Origin of the sequence: Lentzea sp. NPDC058436, from assembly GCF_042721515.1 — a bacterium.
In the GTDB taxonomy this organism is placed as follows: domain Bacteria; phylum Actinomycetota; class Actinomycetes; order Mycobacteriales; family Pseudonocardiaceae; genus Lentzea.
Genome location: NZ_JBHXLF010000005.1, coordinates 242,913 through 260,528, shown reverse-complemented (window position 1 = coordinate 260,528; position 17,616 = coordinate 242,913). Strand labels below are relative to the sequence as shown.

Here is a 17,616-nt window from a genome sequence, read left to right as displayed (position 1 = left end):
GTCACCTCCACCGCCACGCCCCGGATCAGCCCAGCACGGTCGGGACCTTGATCTCGCCGCTGACGACCTTCTGCTTGTACTCGTCGACCTTGGCGATCACGGCCTGCGGCACGATGCCGCCGTTGTCGTCGTAGGTGAGGCCCACACCGTCGTTGGCGAGGCCGAACGACGTGGTCTTCCCGACGGGTAGCGCGCCCTTCTCGTTCTCCTTGGCCACCTGGACGATCGAGGCGCCGACGTGCTTCAGCATCGACGCGAGGACGTGCCCCGCCTGCACCTCGTTCTGGTTGCTGTCGACGCCGATCGCGTACTTGCCGGCGTCCTTCGCGGCCTGCAGCACGCCGACCCCGGCGCCGCCGGCGACCTGGTAGACGACGTCCGCCTTCTGGTCGAACATCGCCTTGGCCTGGTCGTAGCCCTTGGCGGAGTCCGAGAAGGACCCGACGAAGCTGGTGAGCACCTTGACGTCCGGGGACACGGCCTTGGCGCCGGCCTTGAAGCCCTCGGCGAAGTCGTGGATCACCGGGATGTCCATGCCGCCCACGAGCCCGATGGTCTTGCTGCCGGACGCGAGCGGGAAGTCCTTGTTCTCCGTGGTGACCAGAGCGGCCAGGACACCGGCGAGGAACGATCCCTCGTTCTGCTTGTAGGTGAGGGACGCGACGTTCGGCGCCTTGATCTCACCGTCGTAGAAGACGTACTTCTGGTCGGGGAACTTCGGCGCCGTCTCGGTCATCGTGTCGGCGGCGGTCGAGCTGCCCATCACGACGAGTCCGAACTGTCCTGTCGAGACGGACTGCAGGTTCGCCTTCCACTGCGCGGGATTGCTCGCGTCGGCCTGCAGCGTGCTCGTCTTGTAGCCGGACGACTTGAGGGTCGTGACGCCGCTTTCCGCGTCGTCGTAGAAGCTCTGGTCGCCGAGAGCGCCGGGGACGACGTTCGCGATCGACTTCCCGTCCGTGCCACCGCTCTGGGCGCCGGTACCGCCGCCGCACGCGGCGAGGCCGACGGCGAGAACGGCGGTCAGGGCGATGTGGCGGCATCGCTTGCTGTTCATGACTGTCCTTTCCGGACTCTGGTGAGGTGCTGGAGCGCGTCGGTGATCAGGTCCGCGAACCGGGGCCAGTCGAGCGTCATCGCGACGTCCGTGCGGTAGTCGCCCTGCTCGGTCGCGGAGCCGAAGTGGTTCTTGCCGGGCGCGGACTCGAAGTTGGCGACGGTCATGCCCCTGGTCCACGTCCCGGTGAGCTCGACCCGCACGTCGGCCTTCTCGACGGTGAAGACGGTGGGGTCGATGACGGCGGCGACGCAGCAGGCGTCGTGCACGACCGGTGCCTCGATCTGCTGGAGGCTCTCGAACCGCGTCGCCACCCACTCCCACACACCGAGCACGAACTCGCTGATGGGACCGCCGACCGCGCGCACCCGGTCCTGCAGTTCGCGGGTGGCCAGCGCCTGGTGCGTGAGGTCGAGGCCGACCATCGTGACGTTCCAGGGAGCCCGGAACACGACCTCGGCGGCCTCGGGATCGGCGTAGACGTTGAACTCGGAGGTCGGGGTCACGTTGCCGCGCGTGAAGCTCCCGCCCATCACGACCACGGACTCCACCCGCTCGGCGATGCGCGGTTCCTTGCGCAGCGCCAGCGCGATGTTGGTGAACGGGCCGACCGGCACGAGCGTCACGGTGCCGGGCTCGTGGGCCATGACGGTGTCGATGATGAAGTCGACGGCGTGCCGTTCGTCGAGGTCGAACGCGGCCTCCGGCAGCGGCGGGCCGTCCAGCCCCGTCTCGCCGTGGACCTCCTTGGCCAGCACCTGGGGGCCGACGAGGGGCCACGCGGCGCCCCGTGCGACGGGCACCTCGATGCCGTACGCCGCGCACACCGACAGGGCGTTGCGGGTGACGTTGTCGATCGTGTGGTTGCCCGCGACCGTCGTGATGCCGAGCAGTTCGACGTCCGGACTGCCGGCCGCCAGCAGGATCGCGATCGCGTCGTCGTGCCCGGGGTCGCAATCCAAAATGATCTTCTTCACGGTGTCTGCCCTTCGGCGCGACGTCGGTGTCGAGCTGGGTGGTGCCCAGCTGTCCGTGGAAGCTGTGGAAGAGAAGTGGAATCGATTCCACAGATTTTGGAACATAGAACCCGCAGGTGAAGGCGCTGTCAAGGGTGTTGCCGAGTCGTTATGCGGCCTGCCGGTGCTGGTGCGGCGGCCGCGCCGGTGCAACTAACGTGAGCCGGGACGAAAGGGGCCACCTATGAAGGCCACGGTCACGCTGGCCGACGTCGCGGCGCGGGCCGGCGTGTCGATCGCGACCGCCTCACGGGCACTGGCGGGCAAGCCGCGCGTCTCGCGGGAGGCGATGGAACGCGTCCGCGTGGTCGCCGAGGAGATGGGCTACCGCGTCGACCCGGTGGCCCGCGCGCTGCGCCAGGGCTCGTCCAGGCTCGTCGGGATGATCGTGCCGGTGATCGGCATCCCGTTCTTCGCCCAGCTGGTCGACGCCGTCGAGGAGGAGCTCAACCGCGCCGGGTTCGAACTGCTGCTCGCCGACTCGCACGGTTTCGTGGAGGAGGAAGTCCGCCGCCTCAGGGTGTTCAGCGAACGCAGGGTCGACGGCATCTTCATCATCGCCTCCGACCGCGCGGCCACCGCCCAGTCGTTCGCGAACGTCCCGGAAGGACTCCCGATCGTCGAGATCGACCGGGCCACCGACCGCCCGGTGGCGGACTTCGTCGGCGTCGACAACGCGGTGGGCATGGAACTCGTCTTCGAGCACCTCGCCGCCCAAGGTGTCAGCAGCGTGGCGTTCGCCGGCTCGGACGACACCACGAGCGACGGCGTCGAGCGGTGGGAGGGCTTCCACGGCCTGGCCCGCAGGCACGGCATGGACGTGCGCGCGACTTATCGCGGCGAGTTCAGCATCCCGTGCGGCGCGGCGTCCGCCGAGCACATCGTCCGTTCCGGGCCGCTGCCCGACGCGATCGTCTGCGGCTCGGACCAGATCGCGGTCGGGGTCATCTCGAAGCTGCGCGAGCTCGGTCATGACGTGCCTCGGGACGTTCTGGTGACCGGGTTCGACGGGAGCGAGCTGGCTCGGGTGTTCTGGCCGAGCATCACGACCGTGGTGCAGCCGGTGTCGTCGATCGCGGCGGAGGCGGTGGGGTTCCTGCTCGGGCGGATCGACGGGGGCGGTGGGGCCGTGCGGCGGAACCGGCTCGCGCCCACGCTGGAGTTGGGGACGTCTTCGCGGCGGGCGGGGGAGAGGGCGGCTGCCGGGGAGGCGGCTGCCGGGGAGGCGGCTGCGGTGTCGTGAGGCTGGGGGTTCGGCGGTGGCGGCCGGCCCCTGACGATCCCTCTGTAGCGTTCGCTACAACACCTGCTATCGTCGAGCGATAGAACGTTCGGTCTTGACGCTGGATGGGTTGTGGCACATGGACGTCACCCAAGAGATGGTCGAGGGCATGGCGCCCTACGTGAAAACGCTGGGCGTGAAGTTCGTGCGACTGGAACCGCACGAGACGGTCGCGGAGCTGGAGGGCGGTCACGCCGTCTCGACCATCGGCGGCGGGATGCACGGCGGCGCGCTGATGGCGCTCGCGGACATGACCGCGACGGTCTGCTCGGTCCTGAACGCCGGCTCGGTGACCACGACGGCGGACGCGACCTCGCACTTCCTCCGCCCGCTCACCGGCACGGCCCGTGCCACCGCACGTCCGTTGCGGGTCGGGCGGCGGTTGGTCGTCGTCGTGGTCGACGTGACCGACGCGGACGGCGCGCTTTGCCTGCACGTCGTGCAGACGCAGGCCGTGGTCGAGTCGCGCTGATGCGCGGCCTGGTCCACGCGGGGACGCGCCGCGTCTGGCCGGTGCTGGCGTCGATGTTCCTGATCAACGTCGCCGGCTACGCGGCCATCGGTGGTGTGCTGTCCGTTTTGCTGCCGACGCAGGTCCGGCTCGCCGCCGGGGATGCCGCACCTTCGGCGCTGGCCCTGGTGACGGGCGTCAGCGCGATCGCCTCCCTCGCCGTGCCGCCCGTGGTGGGGCTGCTGTCCGACCGCACCCGGAGCAGGTGGGGGCGGCGGACGCCGTGGATCCTGTTCGGCGGGCTCGCCACGGCCGCCTCGCTGCTGGTGCTCGGCGCGTCCGGGTCGGTCGCCGGGCTGCTCGCCGGCTGGTTCCTGGTCCAGGGCACCGTGAACGTCGGGCTCAACGTGGTGCTGGCGACGATCCCCGACCGGATCCCGCCGCACCGGCACGGCCTCGCCAGCACCGTGCAGGGCCTGGGGCTGCCCGTCGGCAGCGTCGTCGGTGTGCAGCTCGGCGCGCTCTTCGTGGACTCCGCGCTGCTCGGGTACGCGGTGCTGGCCGCGGCCTTCGCGCTCGCCTCCGCGCTCTCGGCGTGGCTCGTGCGGGAGGCACGACAACACGCTCCGGGCGAGCGCGACGTCGCGGGGGAGCTGCGGCGGATGTTCGGCAGCCTGCGCTTCCGCGACTACCGCTGGGTCTTCGTCTCCCGTGCCGTGCTCTACCTCGGCTACAACATGATCAACGGGTTCACGCTGTACCTGTTGCAGGACTTCATCGAACCCCCTGCCGGCACGACGGCCGCGGACGGTGTCGCCACCTCGCTGACGCTCAGCCTGGTGTTCGTGACGGTGGGCACCGCGGTCGCCGGGCCTCTGGTCGACCGCCTCGGACGGCATCGCGGGTTCGTGTTCGTGTCGTCGGTCCTGCTCTCCGCCGCGCTGTTCGTGCCGCTGCTGTGGCCGACGTGGTCCGCGTTCCTGGTCAGCACCGCGCTCGGCGGGTTCGCGCTCGGCCTCTACCTCGGGGTGGACCTGGCCCTGGCGACGCTCGTGCTGCCGAAGGCCGGTGACGCCGGACGCGACCTCGGCGTGTTCCACATCGCGCTGACCGCACCCCAGGTCATCGCCCCGTTCGTCGCGTCGCTCGCGGTGACGACGCTCGGCGGGTATCCGGCGCTGTTCCTCGTCGGCGGCGCCATCGCGCTGATCGGTTCCTTCGCGGTGCTGCGCGTGCGCCCGCAGGCCGTGTCCGAGCACCAGACCCGTTGGGAGAGCGAGTGAACGAGCACGCCGAGGCCGCGATCCGCCGGCTCAGCGGGTTGCCGGGCGGCGCCGTCCGGGTCGATCTCACGGCGGACGTCGAGGACGGCTTCCGGGCGCGGTCCGCCGGGGGAGTCCTGACCGTCACGGCGTCCGGTGCCGGCGCGGCCGTCGCCGGGTACGCCGCGTTCGCCCGCAGGACGGGCGTCGGCCACGTCTCGCGCATCGGCACCCGGCCGGTCGACCGCGCCCTGCCGGAGGGCGCGGAGGTCTCCGGCGACGCGACCATCGGCCGCCGGGTCGCCTACAACCTCACCGTCGCCGGGTACACGACCCCGTTCTACGACTGGGCGCGGTGGGAGCACGAGATCGACCTGCTGGCGGCGAGCGGGGTGACCGCCGCGCACCTCACCCTCGGCCAGGAACTCGTCCACCTCACCACCTTCCTGCGCTGCGGGTACGGCGAGGAGGAGCTCCTGCGGTGGCTGGGGCCGCCGTCGCACCAGCCGTGGCTGTGGCTCAACAACATCCAGAACTTCGGTCGCGGCACCAGCAGGAACCTCGTCGACGACCGCGCGGCGCTGGCCCGCAGGGTCATTGAACGGATGCGGGAGCTGGACGTCGTCCCGATCCTGCCGGGGTTCAGCGGCACGGTCCCGCCCGGTTTCACCGGCCACCGGCCCGACGCCCGCACGGTCCCGCAGGGGCGCTGGTTCAAGGACGTCGTCGGTCCCGTGCGGCCGGACTGGCTCGACACCACCACCGACGCCTACGCGGCCGTGGCGGAGATGTTCTACGCCGAGCAACGGGCCGCGTTCGGCATGACCGGGCTGTGGGCCGTGGACCTGGTCCACGAGGGTGGCGACACCGGGGGCACCGACCTCGGCGAGGCGGCCAGGGGTGTCCAGAAGGCCATGACGGCGGCGGACCCCGACTCCACCTGGGTCATGCAGGCCTGGGCCGGGAACCCCCGCCGCGAACTGGTCGGGGCGGTCGACACCGGCCGCGTCGTCGTCCTCGACCTCACCGGCGAGGACCACCGCGAGGACGGGTTCGGCGGTCCCGAGTGGGTGCTCGGGATCCTGCCCAACTACGGCGGCCGGACCGCCCTCTACGGCGATCTCGCGCACGTGGCCTCGCTGCCGCGCCGCTGGCAGGGCGAGCACCGGCTGCCCGGACTCTCCCGCATCACCGACATGGCCGAGGGCGTCGCGAACAACCCCGTGCTGTGGGACCTCTTCCACGACCTCACCTGGGCCGGCGCGCCTGTCGACCTCGGCGCGTGGCTCCGGGAGTGGACGGTGTCGCGGTACGGCGCCGCGGACGACCGGGCCCACGAGGCGTGGCGGATCCTCCTGCGCACGGCCTACGGGCCGTGGCGGCACGACGGGAAGGGCGGTCTGCCCGCCGAGACCGTGCAGGCGCTCGCCGGACTCCCGGTCGACGCGGCGGAGGTGCGGGGCGTGCCGGAGCTCGCGGCGTCGCTCGGCGCGCTGGAGACCGCGATGTCCGAGAACTCGTCGCCCTACGCCGTCACCGACTCGGTGATCGCGTCCGTGCCGAGCCTCGACGCGAACCAGGCGAGCCTGATGGGCCCGCGTGCGCTCGGCTACCCCGGTGGTGCCCTGATCCCGGCGCTGCGGGCGTTGCTCGACGCCGCCGGACGGCTGGACTCGCCCGGCCTGTCCCACGACCTCGTCGACCTCGCCCGTCAGGTCGCGGACGACGCGGCCCGCACCGCGCTGCGCAAGATCGCCGCCGCCGCGCGGGCTCGTGACGTCGAGGCCTACGACGCCGCCGCGCAGCAGCTGCTCGACCTGATCGACGCGCAGGACGCCGTCCTCGCCACGAACGAGCACTTCCTGCTCGGCCGGTGGCTCGCCGACGCCCGCGCGTGGGGCGGGGACGACGACGAGCGCGACTACCTAGCCGAGGAGGCCAAGCGCCTGCTGACGTCGTGGGGCTACGAGGACACGACCGTCCTGACCGAGTACGCGACCCGCTCGTGGGCCGGCCTGGTGGGCGACTACTACCGCTCCCGCTGGGTGCTCTGGCTCGGTGAGGTGCGGCTGACGCTGACCGGGGGCACGACGACCCCCGTCGACTGGTACGCCCACGCCGACCGGTGGAACCGGGCGGGCACCACCTACCCCGACCGGCCGGGCGGTGACTCCAGGCACGCGGCGGCCGTCGTGCTCGACCTCGCGGTGCGCACCGTGCAGAAGATCTAGGGCCTGTGTCGAAGTCCGGTTCGATGAGAGTCGCGCTTGAGGTGGTTCCTGGTGGTGCGGCCGGGACGGCCGCGTACCGGTGTTGTACGTGGTCGTTCCGGCCGTGCCGCCAGGGGCCGCCTCGGGCCCGGCTGTCGCGGACCGGACTTCGACACAGGCCCTAGAGCACCGAACCCCGTCATCTTCAACAGAAAGGGGCCGGTGTGCCCTTCGTCCAGTCCAACGGGATCAGGCTCTACCACGACTCGTTCGGCGACCCCGACGCTCCGCCGATGGTGATGGTCATGGGGCTGGGGGCGCAGCTCCTCGGGTGGCCGGAGGAGTTCTGCGAGCTCCTCGCCGGACGCGGCTTCCACGTCATCCGCTTCGACAACCGCGACGTCGGCCTGTCGCAGTGGCTCGACGACCTCGGCGACGTCGACCTGCCCGGCCTCATGAGCGGCGACCTCTCCACCGTCCGCTACCGGCTCTCCGACATGGTCGACGACCTCGCCGGCCTGATCGGCGCCCTCGGGCTGGCACCGGTGCACCTCGTCGGGGCGTCGATGGGCGCCGGCATCTCCCAGCAGCTCGCCGTCGACAGCCCGGAACTCGTCCGCAGCCTCGCGTCGATCATGTCGACGACGAGCGACCGCTCGGTCGGCCAGTCCACCCTCGAAGACCCCGCCGCCCTCGCCGTCCCGCCCGGTGCCGACCGCGCCACGGCGATCGCCGCGGAGGCACGCCTGCACCGCGTCATCGGGTCGCCCGGCGGTGAGACGAGCGACGAGGAACTGACCCGCCGCGCCACCGTCGCCCACGACCGCGCCCACCACCCGGCGGGCATGTTCCGCCAGCTCGCCGCCAACGCGACCGCGCCCGACCGCACCGAGGCGTTGCGCACGGTGCGGGTCCCCACGGCCGTCATCCACGGCGAGGACGACCCCCTGGTGAACGTGAGCGGAGGGCGTGCCGTGGCGGCCGCTGTCCCCGGTGCGGAGCTGACGGTGATCCCCGGCATGGGACACGACCTGCCCGAGTTCGCGTGGGAACGGATCGTCGACGCCGTCGTGGCGAACGCCGCCAGGGCCTGAACTTCCTGCTGGAGGAACCGTTGTGAACGACACCGTGCTGTCCGAGGGCGTGAGCACCACCGCCCTCATGATCACCGCCATGAGGGCGATCGAGACCCACCGCCCGGACGGCCTCGTCCGGGACCCCTACGCCGAGCACTTCGTCCGCCACGCGCGTTCCGGGGTCGCGATGCCCACCCGCATCGAGAACGTCGAGGGCGGCGACGCGCACCCGGTGTGGGGTCGTCTGGGTGCCTACTGCTCCTTGCGCACAAGGGTTTTCGACGACGCCGTGCTGGCGTCCGCGACCCCGCAGGTCGTGCTGCTCGGGGCAGGGATGGACACCCGCGCCCTGCGGCTCGGCCTGCCGGAGTCGGTGCGGGTCTTCGAGATCGACCGCGCGGACGTGCTGGCGTTCAAGGCCGAGGTCCTCGTGTCCGTCGGCGCGAAGGCGGACGTGCGGGTGGACCGGTTGGTCGTCGACCTCGCCGATGCGTGGGACGTCGCGCTGCTCGACGCCGGTTTCTCGGTGGACCTGCCGACGACCTGGATCGCGGAGGGGGTGCTGCCGTACCTGCCCCGCGCGGTGGAGGAGCGGGTGCTCGGCCAGGTCGACAAGTTGTCCGCGCCCGGCAGCCACATCGGCTACGAGGTCGTGCTCGGGCAGGAGACGTCCGAGTTCCGCGACCACGAGCTGTACTCGGGCACCGGCGAGGCCATCGGCTCGCACCTGCCGAGCCTGCTCGACGACAGTGCCCGCCCCGACTCGGCGGGCGCGCTGAGGACGTTGGGATGGGAGATCGACGAACGACCGGTCGCCGACCACACCGCGCGCTACGGCCGTGGCCCCGACCCCTCCGTCGACGATCCGATCCGGATGTCCCGCTGGGCGCTGGGCCGCAAGACCCGATAAACGGAAGAGGTCTTCAACTTGGAATAAGTATTCCACTTGTCTAGTCTTCGGCTGGTGACCGACTCCGCTCCACTGCGTCGCGACGCCGAACGCAACCGCCAACTGCTGCTGCGCACCGCGTACGAGCTGATGGCGGTGCGAGGCCTGGACGTCCCGTACGAGGACATCGCGCGGGCCGCCGGCACCGGGATGGGCACGGTCTACCGCCGCTTCCCCGATCGGCAGGACCTGCTGGACGCCCTGTTCAGCGAGCACGTCGACAAGGTGATCGGGTTCGCGGAGGAGGCCTCGCGCCACGAGGACGCCTGGGCCGGGCTCGCCTGGTTCCTGGAACGGCAACTCGAGGTCGAGGCGCAGAGCCGGGGGCTGGGGGAGCTGCTGCGCGGCCGCCACCAGGCCACGGCTCTGGTGACGCGGGCGCACGAGCGGATGACCCCGCTGGTGGCCGGCCTCATCAGCAGGTCCGTCGAAGCGGGTCAGCTCCCGGCGGGGGCGACACCCGCCGACTTCGCCGCGGCGCACGTGATGGTGGGCGGCGTCCTGGACGCCTCCCGCGCCTACGCACCGGGGCTGTGGCGCCGCGCCCTGAGGGTGGCCCTGGCGGGCCTGCGTCACGCGGACCTGTCCGGCGACCCGCCCGACGAGACGGTCATCGACCACCTCTACAACGACCAGACGAGATGAAGACCTCCATGACTGCTCTGCCAGAAGACCTGATCACCGTCCTCAACGCCAAGGCGTTGTGCTTCGTGACCACGCTCATGCCCGACGGATCGCCGCAGATCTCCCAGACCTGGGCGGGCACGGACGGCGAACACGTCCTCATCAACACCGTGGACACGCACCAGAAGGCCCGCAACCTCCGGCGCGACCCGCGCATCGCGCTCGGCATCGCCGACCCCGCCGCACCGTCGCGGTACTGGGGGCTGCGCGGCACCGTCGTGGCCATGACGACCGTCGGCGCGCGCGAGCACATCGACGAGCTGTCCCAGAAGTACATCGGCCGCCCCTATCCCGGGTTCGGCGGCAGCGAGGTGCAGCAGCGCGTGCTGCTCACCGTGAAGGTCGACAAACTGCACACGCCCTGACCCGGCGGGTGCCCTAACGCTGGAGCACCAGAATGTCCCAACGCGTCCTCGTCACGGGTGGCACCGGCTTCATCGCCCGCCACGTCACCAGGGAACTGCTGGCCCGCGGCTACTCGGTGCGGGCGACCGTCCGTTCCTCCGCCGCGGCACTCGCCGAGGGCGTCGAGGTGGTCAGGGCCGACCTCGAGTCGGACGACGGCTGGGCGGAGGCGGTCGCCGGCTGCGACCACGTGATGCACGTGGCGTCGCCGTTCCCCTCCACTGAACCCGCTGACGAGAACGACCTGATCCGCCCCGCCGTCGACGGCACGCTAAGGGTGCTGCGCGCCGCCGCCGCGGCGGGCACGGTGAAACGCGTGGTGCTGACGTCGTCGATCTCGGCTATCCGCATGCGCGCGGACCGGCACGACCCGAGGGTGCACACGGAGGCGGACTGGTCCGACGTGGACCACTGCGGGGCCTACGCCAAGAGCAAGACCCTCGCGGAGCGTGCCGCGTGGAAGTTCGTGGAGGAGTTGCCGCCGGCACAACGGTTCGAGCTGGTCGTGGTCAACCCGGGCTCGGTGATCGGCCCGCTGGAAGGCGCCTCGCCCGGCACGACGGTGGAGATCGTCCGCCGCCTGATGAGCCGCGCCATCCCCGCGCCGCTGCACGTGGCCCAGGCGTTCGTCGACGTCCGCGACCTCGCCGCGGGCCACCTCCTCGCCCTGGAGTCACCCCGCGCCGCCGGGCAGCGCTACATCCTCGCCGGCGAGGAGACCTGGATGCCGGACCTCGCCCGCGTCCTCGCCGACGAGTACAACGGCAGGGGCTTCCGCGTGTCCACGACCACGATCCCCAGCTGGGTGGTGCGGTTCCTGGTGCGCTTCGCGCCGTCGCAGCGGGTGGTGCTGGGCCTGCTGGACCGCCGGGAGCTCGTCACCTCGGCCAAGGCGCGGGCCGAGCTGGGGTGGGAGACGCGGCCGCCGCGGCAGACGATCGTGGACACGGCGGACAGCCTGATCGAGGAGGGCTTCCTCACGCCACGGGTCCCCGCGGGACGGGCGTGACCGCGTGCAGGGGCGGGCGGGGAGCCTCCCCGCCCGCCCCTGCACGCGCAGCGTCTACTCGATGTGCAGGTTCTGGATCTTCGCCTCCGCCACGATGCGTTCCGCCTCGTCACGGGCGACGTTGCGCAGCTCGGCCAGCGCCCGCATCGCCTCGGCGCGGCGAGCCGACATCGCCAGGCGGAAGTCCTCGCGGATCCCCTCGCGCTTCGCGGCCGCCTCCTCGTCGAGCTGACGGGCGCGCTGCTCGGCCTCGCCCACGATCATCAGCGCCTTGAGCTGGGCGTCCCTGACGACGTCGCGGCGTTCCTCCTCCGCCAGGGCGACCATGCGGGCCAGGCGTTCCGGCAGGCCCTTCGGGTCGATCGGGGTGAGGCAGATGCGGTGCAGGCCGTCCTGCAGGGCGGCGTTCTCCTCCTGGACCGACGTCATTCTGCTGGCCAGGGCGTCCGCGCGGGCCTCGGAGGCGTTGCGGTCGGCCGTGACCAGGCGCAGCTCGGCCTCCAGTTCGGCCACGTAGTCGTCCACCTCGTCGCGGTCGTAGCCGCGCCATCGGAGCCCGAACCAGGTGCGTAGCGGTACGAGCTCGGTCCTGCTGTCGACACTCACTGCCGTCTCCTCTGCCTCCCGCGAGTCAGTCTTGTCAAGGTGTACGTACGGGGCGGGGCATCGGTTCTAACGGGTTCACCAGGCACAATGTGGACGTGAACAACAAACTGTGCCCCTGCGGCACCGGCCAGTCCTATGTGGACTGTTGTGGTGCGCTGCACTCCGGAGCCCGCAAGGCGGCGACGGCCGAGCAGCTGATGCGGTCCCGTTACAGCGCTTTCGCGGTGTCCGATGAGGACTACCTGCTGCGCACGTGGGCCTCGCGGCACCGCCCGTCGAGCGCGGGAATCGACTCGACCGACCGGTGGCTGAAGCTGGAGGTCCTGGCGACCGAGAACGGCGGGATGTTCCAGAACGAGGGCGTCGTGGAGTTCCGCGCGCACTACGTCGGGGGCGTGGTGCACGAGCGGAGCAAGTTCGTCAGGGAGAACGGCCAGTGGGTGTACGCGGAGGGCCTGGAATGAGCACCGTGACGGTCGCGAGCAGGTTCAACGGGCCTCCGGGCACGGGCAACGGCGGATATTCGGCTGGCCTGCTCTCTGCGCAGGTCGACGCGCGGACCGTGAGCGTGCGGCTGCGCAAGCCGGTGCCGCTGGACCGGGAGCTGCAGGTTGTCGACGGGCAGCTGCTCGACGGTGAGACGGTGATCGCCTCGGCCGAGCCGGCGACGCTCGACCTCGACGTTCCCGCCGCTCCGACGCTGGAGGAGGCGCTGAAGGCCTCGGCGAAGATGCCGTGGCGCGACAGGCACCCGTTCCCGACGTGCTTCGGCTGCGGGCCCGGCCGCGACGACGGCATCGCGGCGCTGCTCGGGCCGCTCGACGGCCGCGACGAGTGGGCGGGGGTGTGGCGTCCGGGTGACGTCCTGCCCCACGACGGCGTGAACGTCCTGCCGGAGGTCGTCTGGGCCGCGCTCGACTGCCCGTCCGCGCAACCGGTCGCGCCGGACGGCGGCCCGGCGTTCGTGCTCGGCACGTTTGTCGCTCAGGTGGAGCAACCCGTGGAACTGGGCGTGGACCACGTGCTCCTGGCGTGGGAGCTTGGCAAGGAGGGACGCAAGGCCTACTCCGCGTCCGCGATCATCGGGCCTCACGGAGTGTGCGGACGGGCGCGGGCGGTGTGGGTCTCGATCGGATGAGATCAAATAACCCGACTGGGTGACAGGTGTGCGGTGCGTCTTGATAGCGTGCACCACCGTTGCCCGATTAAGCCGAAAGGGCGAGTGACCGGGATGGCACGGAGGTGATCAGGCGCTTGCTGGGCCGACGTGCCGCCGCCCAAGGCGACCAACAACAACAGATCCAGAGTTCTGGCCAGAGCAGTTTCGGAGTTCAGACCATCACGAGCACCGACCAGGACCTGGATCCGTACAGCGATCCGTACGCCGTCGAGCAGCCCCCGGCCGCGGTTCCGCAGCCGGAGCCCGTGCCCCAGAGGACGCCGTTCGCGGCGAACCTCGTGGGGGCCACGCTCGTCGTCTCCGCACCCGAGGGCCCCAGCCAGGGCGCCCAGGGACTCGCCCGCGCGCTGCCCGCCGACGTCGGCAGGACAGTGGTCGTGGTCGACTTCCCCGCCGGGGACCAGAGCACCTTCTGGCCGCACGTCGTCACAGCGCTGCACGGCCGCGGGCCCGTCCGGCTCGCGGTCTCGCACGCCGGGTCGATGCGGCCGACCGCTCCCGCGCAGTGGCTCGCCGAGCAGCTGCAGGCCGAGGTCGTCGCGCCGGACGGCGTGCTGACCACGGTGCCCGGTGCCGCGTTCGTCGTCGGCACGCAGGGCTATGGCAGCTGGGTGAAGTTCCAGCCGAACGCGTCCCCGATGCCGTTCGGCCGCCGCTTCCCGGTGCCGCAGTGGGAGGCGATGGACCCGAACTCCCCGTGGCCCACCGGCGAGATCGGCATCTCCGAGCCGATCCCGAGCGGGCTCTGGCTGCGCGCGCAGAACCCGCCGTTCGACCCGGCGGCCCAGGACTCGCGGCCGATCGTGGCGCTGCCGTGCCGCGACAACGTGCTGACGGTCGTCGTCGGCGGACCCGGCCAGTCGTCGATCCCGATCGACGAGGTGTGCCGCCTGCTCACGGCGCTGCCCCAGGCGGCCCGGTCACGCGTGCGGCTCGTGCCGTACGGCGTGGACGCCGGCATCGTCAGCCGCGTCGCCGACCAGATCGGCGAGCCGATCGCGATGTTCACCGGCCTGCCGGTGGGCAACGTGCGCGGCGGCGGTCCCGCGGTCATCGCGGTCGACCCGCGCGGGCAGCAGACGTGGCGCCCGTTCGTCACCGAGGTCATGTGCCTGCCGAACGAGTCCGTGCCGCTCGTGTCGGGCTACCGCACGCCGGTCCAGGGTCTGACCGAGGTCTCGCCCGGTGTGTTCGCGCTCGGCGACGGCGTCGTGCTCGAAGTCGTGCCCTCCGGCCTGTGGGTGCGCGAGCAGGACGAGCCGTACAACGCGGCCGAGGTGCGCACACAGCCGTTGGACCCGGAGTGGGCACGTCTGACCGTGGGCACGCCTGGGCGCACGACGCCCGGCGCGGTCGCGGTGCACGGCGCTGCTCTCGTGGAACGCCTTGAGCCCGAGGTGCGCAAGCTGCTGCGGCTGGTGTTCTGCGACTCCAAGGTCACGGCACCGCCGCCGCCTCCGCCCGCTCCCGTGGCCGAACCCGCGCCGGTCCCCTCGGCGCAGATCGCCGCGGCTCTGGGCGGGGCCGCGCACGCGCGGCGCGACACGGCGGACAACGGCACGGGTTTCTTCACCCCCGCCACGCCCGTTGAGCCCGAAGCGGAACGGCCCGCGTACGCGAGCATGAGCGCCGGTCCGGCGATGGCGGCCGTGACGTCGCACGCGCTGGACGACCCGGACGAGGCCGCGTTCCCGTCGGACGACCCGGACTCCACCCCGATCAGGTTCCGCGTCGACGGCCCGCTGCCGTTGCAGCCGCTGGCGATGTGGGAGGTCCCGCCGGAGGACAACGGCGAGCGTGAGACGGTCTCCCGGGACCACAGCAGTTCGGACGCGGAACGTGACACGGTCCGCCGGGCGCTCGGTGAGCGCTACGGCGCACACGCGGCGACGGTTGTCCGTCTGCTCTCGCAGCGCCCGGACGCGGAGGAGGACCCGGCCGCGTTCGAGGCCATGGTCACCGACCTCACGGCGTTGCTGGCGTGCGTGTCGCAGGACGAGGACATGGTCGTGGAGACGCTCCGCCAGGGACGTCTGGGCCGGTTGCGCCCGTACGTCGCGTGCATCGTCTCGGGCCTGAACCGCCTGCCCGTGCACAGCGGCGTGACGGCCGTGTGGGGCGTCAACGGCCCGACCGGCCCGCGCCGCTACCGCAGCGGGGACGTCCTGGTCGACCACGGCCTGCTCGACGCCGTCGCGAACCCGTCGCAGCGCATCGAGGGCGTCACCGAGTACCTGATCTGGTCGGTCACCGGCCGCAGGGTCGAGGTGGCGGACCGGGTCGCCGTGGCCACCGAGGAACGCGTGCTCTTCGCGCCCGGCACGCCGTTCCGCGTGCTGGCCGTCGCCGACGCCGAGGGTGACCACCCGCAGCAGGTGCTGCTGCAGGAGATCGCCGGACCCGCGTCGGACCAGGAGATCGCGGGCCTGCGGCCGAGCGTGCTGTCCCAGCTGGAACGGGCGGCGGCGAACCTCCGGGTGCTGCCGGTCTCGCACCAGGTGACGGCCTGAACCTCGGCATCCGTTACGCGGAACCGCCCGTCGGCCCGTTGCGGCTCCACCCTCCGGTGGACCGCGACGGCGAGCCGGCGGGCGTTTTCGGTGACGCCCACACGCTGAACGTCTGGTCCACAACGGACGGTCCCGCGCCGGTGGTCCTGTGGGTGCACGGCGGCGCGAACACCGTCGGCTCCTCGGCACAACCGGAGTACGCGGGTGATCACCTGGCCTCGCTCGGCGTCGTCTTCGTCAGCTGCAACTACCGGCTCGCGCTCGACGGATACGGTGCGCTGGAAGGCTTGCCGCACAACCGCGGGATCTTGGACGTCGTGTCGGCGTTGCGCTGGATCCGGCGCAACATCGCCCGCTACGGCGGGGACCCGTCGAACGTGACGGTCGCCGGGCAGTCGTCCGGCGCGCAGACCGTCGCGAGCCTGATGGTCATGCCCGCCGCGCGGGGACTGTTCCACCGGGCGATCGTCCACAGCCTCGCCGGGCGGTTCTTCACGCCGGAGGAGGCGGTCGAGGTCCAGCGGGTCGCGGACCCGGAAGTCGTGCTGTACCAACCGATCGTGGACGGCGAGTCGCTGCCGCGCAGTCCCCTGGAAGGCCCGTACGACGTCGACCTGCTGGTCTGCCACACGGTAGACGAGGACGCGGAGCTGTTCCAGGAGCCGACGATGAGGCTGGCGGACGAGCACGGGCGCGCGTTCCGGTCGATCTACGCCCGGCAGCCGGCACATCACGGCGCGGACGTGCCGGACATGTTCCGCGGTGACATCGCGCAGGCGTGGGCCGAGTTCGCGCGCACCGGTGACCCGGGCTGGCCGCGGCACGAACTCCGGCGCTGGGTCTAGCTCTCCGTCGTCAGCCCGAGCGTGCCGTCGAGCCGCGGCACGCACGCCCCGTCCCGCTTCGACGATGCCAGGAACTCCGCCAGGCACCGGCCGATCTGCTCGTGCCCGCGCTCGTTGGGGTGGAACGACTCCTGCAACGCGTGCGAGGCGCGCCTCTGGTCGCTCAGGCCGTCCCAGTCGACCGAGAGCCGCGTGAACCACTCCGTGGACGGGTCGTCGCCTCCCACGCACGCCTCGTGGCCCTCACCGGCCCGCGCGAGGTCGAGGAACCGGGCGTTGACCTTCCCGGCGGCGGAGCGCAGGCCGTTCGACAGCTCCGGCACGGCCTCCTCGACGACCCACTCCAGGTCGCCGCTGCGCAGCGGGCAGCCGGACAGGTTCTGCAGCGACTGCGGCATCTTCGGCGAGACCGGCGCCGCGTACGACTGCACGACGAGCTGGTACGACGAGTCGAGGTAGCCGGAGTCGCGCATGGTCTGGCGGATGGCGTTCAGCGTGTTCTCGACCTTCGGCACCATCCGCCGCACGCGCTTGGACCACTCCGGCGCCACCGACGACGTGCAGTCGCTGCGCTTGCCCCACGCCTCGAAGCACTTGTTGAGGATCTCGGAGAAGCGCGGGTCGTCGTTCGCGCCGATGGCCACGACGATCGCGGTGACCTGGTTCTGCCCGGCGATCTCGCGCAGCCGGGGCAGCTGCTCGTTGCGCAGCTTGTCGGAGTTCGCGCCCGAGCACGCCAGGTTGATCTTCAGGTCGGCCTCGAACGAGGTCTTCATGATCTCGGCCTCGCGCGAGCGGTGGCACCAGTTGCCGCCGTCCTCGCCGTCGGTGCCCGGCTCGTAGCTGCCGGCGCCCTCACCGGACATCGTGCTGTCGCCGAGCGCGACGAACGCCGTTCTGGTCTCCCTGTCCGGAGCCGAGGGAGGCGGGAACACGTGGTCGCTCACGACCAGCAGGATCGTGAGCAGGCCGATCGCCGCGAGGAAGAGCACTTTGCGCATCGCGTCCCAGTTTACCGGGGTGGCCGAATCCGAGGGGGATATGGCGTTGCCGCCCCCGGCGGGCGTGAGGAAA

17 protein-coding genes are annotated in these 17,616 nt (G+C 71.6%); 13 read left to right on the top strand and 4 right to left on the bottom strand.

What is annotated here, in order from left to right; translation table 11 throughout:
* Positions 1-25: 25 nt before the first annotated feature.
* Positions 26-1,057 carry a BMP family protein gene (locus ACFWN2_RS22440; RefSeq protein WP_382430178.1) on the bottom strand — a complete coding sequence of 344 codons (1,032 nt, stop codon included), beginning with the start codon at positions 1,055-1,057 and terminating at the stop codon, positions 26-28.
* Positions 1,054-2,034 carry a nucleoside hydrolase gene (locus ACFWN2_RS22435; protein ID WP_382430176.1) on the bottom strand — a complete coding sequence of 327 codons (981 nt, stop codon included), beginning with the start codon at positions 2,032-2,034 and terminating at the stop codon, positions 1,054-1,056. The genes ACFWN2_RS22440 and ACFWN2_RS22435 overlap by 4 nt, the downstream gene beginning before the upstream one ends.
* A gap of 223 nt (positions 2,035-2,257) precedes the next feature.
* On the opposite strand from ACFWN2_RS22435, the gene ACFWN2_RS22430 reads away from it, so the two are divergent.
* The 9 genes from ACFWN2_RS22430 to ACFWN2_RS22390 all read left to right on the top strand — a co-directional run bounded on the left by ACFWN2_RS22430 (position 2,258) and on the right by ACFWN2_RS22390 (position 11,401).
* Positions 2,258-3,316: a LacI family DNA-binding transcriptional regulator gene (locus ACFWN2_RS22430; RefSeq protein ID WP_382430174.1), complete on the top strand. Its 1,059-nt coding sequence runs from the start codon at positions 2,258-2,260 to the stop codon at positions 3,314-3,316.
* A 118-nt stretch (positions 3,317-3,434) separates the two neighbouring features.
* On the top strand, positions 3,435-3,827 hold the full coding sequence (locus tag ACFWN2_RS22425; protein WP_382430172.1) for a PaaI family thioesterase: 393 nt from the start codon (positions 3,435-3,437) through the stop codon (positions 3,825-3,827).
* On the top strand, positions 3,827-5,089 hold the full coding sequence (locus ACFWN2_RS22420; RefSeq protein WP_382430170.1) for an MFS transporter: 1,263 nt from the start codon (positions 3,827-3,829) through the stop codon (positions 5,087-5,089). Before ACFWN2_RS22425 ends, ACFWN2_RS22420 begins: the two co-directional genes overlap by 1 nt.
* The gene (locus ACFWN2_RS22415) at positions 5,086-7,299 is read left to right on the top strand and encodes an alpha-N-acetylglucosaminidase TIM-barrel domain-containing protein (RefSeq protein ID WP_382430168.1); all 2,214 of its coding nucleotides are present in this window, start codon (positions 5,086-5,088) and stop codon (positions 7,297-7,299) included. Before ACFWN2_RS22420 ends, ACFWN2_RS22415 begins: the two co-directional genes overlap by 4 nt.
* A gap of 203 nt (positions 7,300-7,502) precedes the next feature.
* Positions 7,503-8,372: an alpha/beta fold hydrolase gene (locus tag ACFWN2_RS22410; protein ID WP_382430166.1), complete on the top strand. Its 870-nt coding sequence runs from the start codon at positions 7,503-7,505 to the stop codon at positions 8,370-8,372.
* Between the two features lie 22 nt (positions 8,373-8,394).
* Complete coding sequence (locus tag ACFWN2_RS22405) at positions 8,395-9,264, top strand: SAM-dependent methyltransferase (protein WP_382430164.1); 870 nt, start codon at positions 8,395-8,397, stop codon at positions 9,262-9,264.
* A gap of 54 nt (positions 9,265-9,318) precedes the next feature.
* Positions 9,319-9,948 carry a TetR/AcrR family transcriptional regulator gene (locus tag ACFWN2_RS22400; RefSeq protein WP_382430162.1) on the top strand — a complete coding sequence of 210 codons (630 nt, stop codon included), beginning with the start codon at positions 9,319-9,321 and terminating at the stop codon, positions 9,946-9,948.
* A gap of 8 nt (positions 9,949-9,956) precedes the next feature.
* Positions 9,957-10,352: a TIGR03618 family F420-dependent PPOX class oxidoreductase gene (locus tag ACFWN2_RS22395; RefSeq protein ID WP_382430160.1), complete on the top strand. Its 396-nt coding sequence runs from the start codon at positions 9,957-9,959 to the stop codon at positions 10,350-10,352.
* A 32-nt stretch (positions 10,353-10,384) separates the two neighbouring features.
* The gene (locus ACFWN2_RS22390) at positions 10,385-11,401 is read left to right on the top strand and encodes an SDR family oxidoreductase (RefSeq protein ID WP_382430158.1); all 1,017 of its coding nucleotides are present in this window, start codon (positions 10,385-10,387) and stop codon (positions 11,399-11,401) included.
* Between the two features lie 54 nt (positions 11,402-11,455).
* On the opposite strand, the gene ACFWN2_RS22385 is transcribed toward ACFWN2_RS22390, so the two are convergent.
* The gene (locus ACFWN2_RS22385; protein WP_382430156.1) at positions 11,456-12,007 is read right to left on the bottom strand and encodes a DivIVA domain-containing protein; all 552 of its coding nucleotides are present in this window, start codon (positions 12,005-12,007) and stop codon (positions 11,456-11,458) included.
* Between the two features lie 95 nt (positions 12,008-12,102).
* On the opposite strand from ACFWN2_RS22385, the gene ACFWN2_RS22380 reads away from it, so the two are divergent.
* The 4 genes from ACFWN2_RS22380 (at position 12,103) to ACFWN2_RS22365 (ending at position 16,542) form a co-directional block, all read left to right on the top strand.
* Positions 12,103-12,471 carry a YchJ family protein gene (locus ACFWN2_RS22380; protein ID WP_382430154.1) on the top strand — a complete coding sequence of 123 codons (369 nt, stop codon included), beginning with the start codon at positions 12,103-12,105 and terminating at the stop codon, positions 12,469-12,471.
* Positions 12,468-13,145: a hypothetical protein gene (locus tag ACFWN2_RS22375; protein WP_382430152.1), complete on the top strand. Its 678-nt coding sequence runs from the start codon at positions 12,468-12,470 to the stop codon at positions 13,143-13,145. The genes ACFWN2_RS22380 and ACFWN2_RS22375 overlap by 4 nt, the downstream gene beginning before the upstream one ends.
* 104 nt (positions 13,146-13,249) lie before the next feature.
* The gene (locus tag ACFWN2_RS22370; protein WP_382430150.1) at positions 13,250-15,697 is read left to right on the top strand and encodes a hypothetical protein; all 2,448 of its coding nucleotides are present in this window, start codon (positions 13,250-13,252) and stop codon (positions 15,695-15,697) included.
* 56 nt (positions 15,698-15,753) lie between these two features.
* Entirely contained in the window at positions 15,754-16,542 is a 789-nt protein-coding gene (locus ACFWN2_RS22365) for a carboxylesterase family protein (protein WP_382430148.1), read from the top strand.
* On the opposite strand, the gene ACFWN2_RS22360 is transcribed toward ACFWN2_RS22365, so the two are convergent.
* Entirely contained in the window at positions 16,539-17,543 is a 1,005-nt protein-coding gene (locus tag ACFWN2_RS22360) for a GDSL-type esterase/lipase family protein (protein ID WP_382430146.1), read from the bottom strand. The two genes, ACFWN2_RS22365 and ACFWN2_RS22360, sit on opposite strands and share 4 nt — an antisense overlap.
* Positions 17,544-17,616 lie beyond the last annotated feature (73 nt).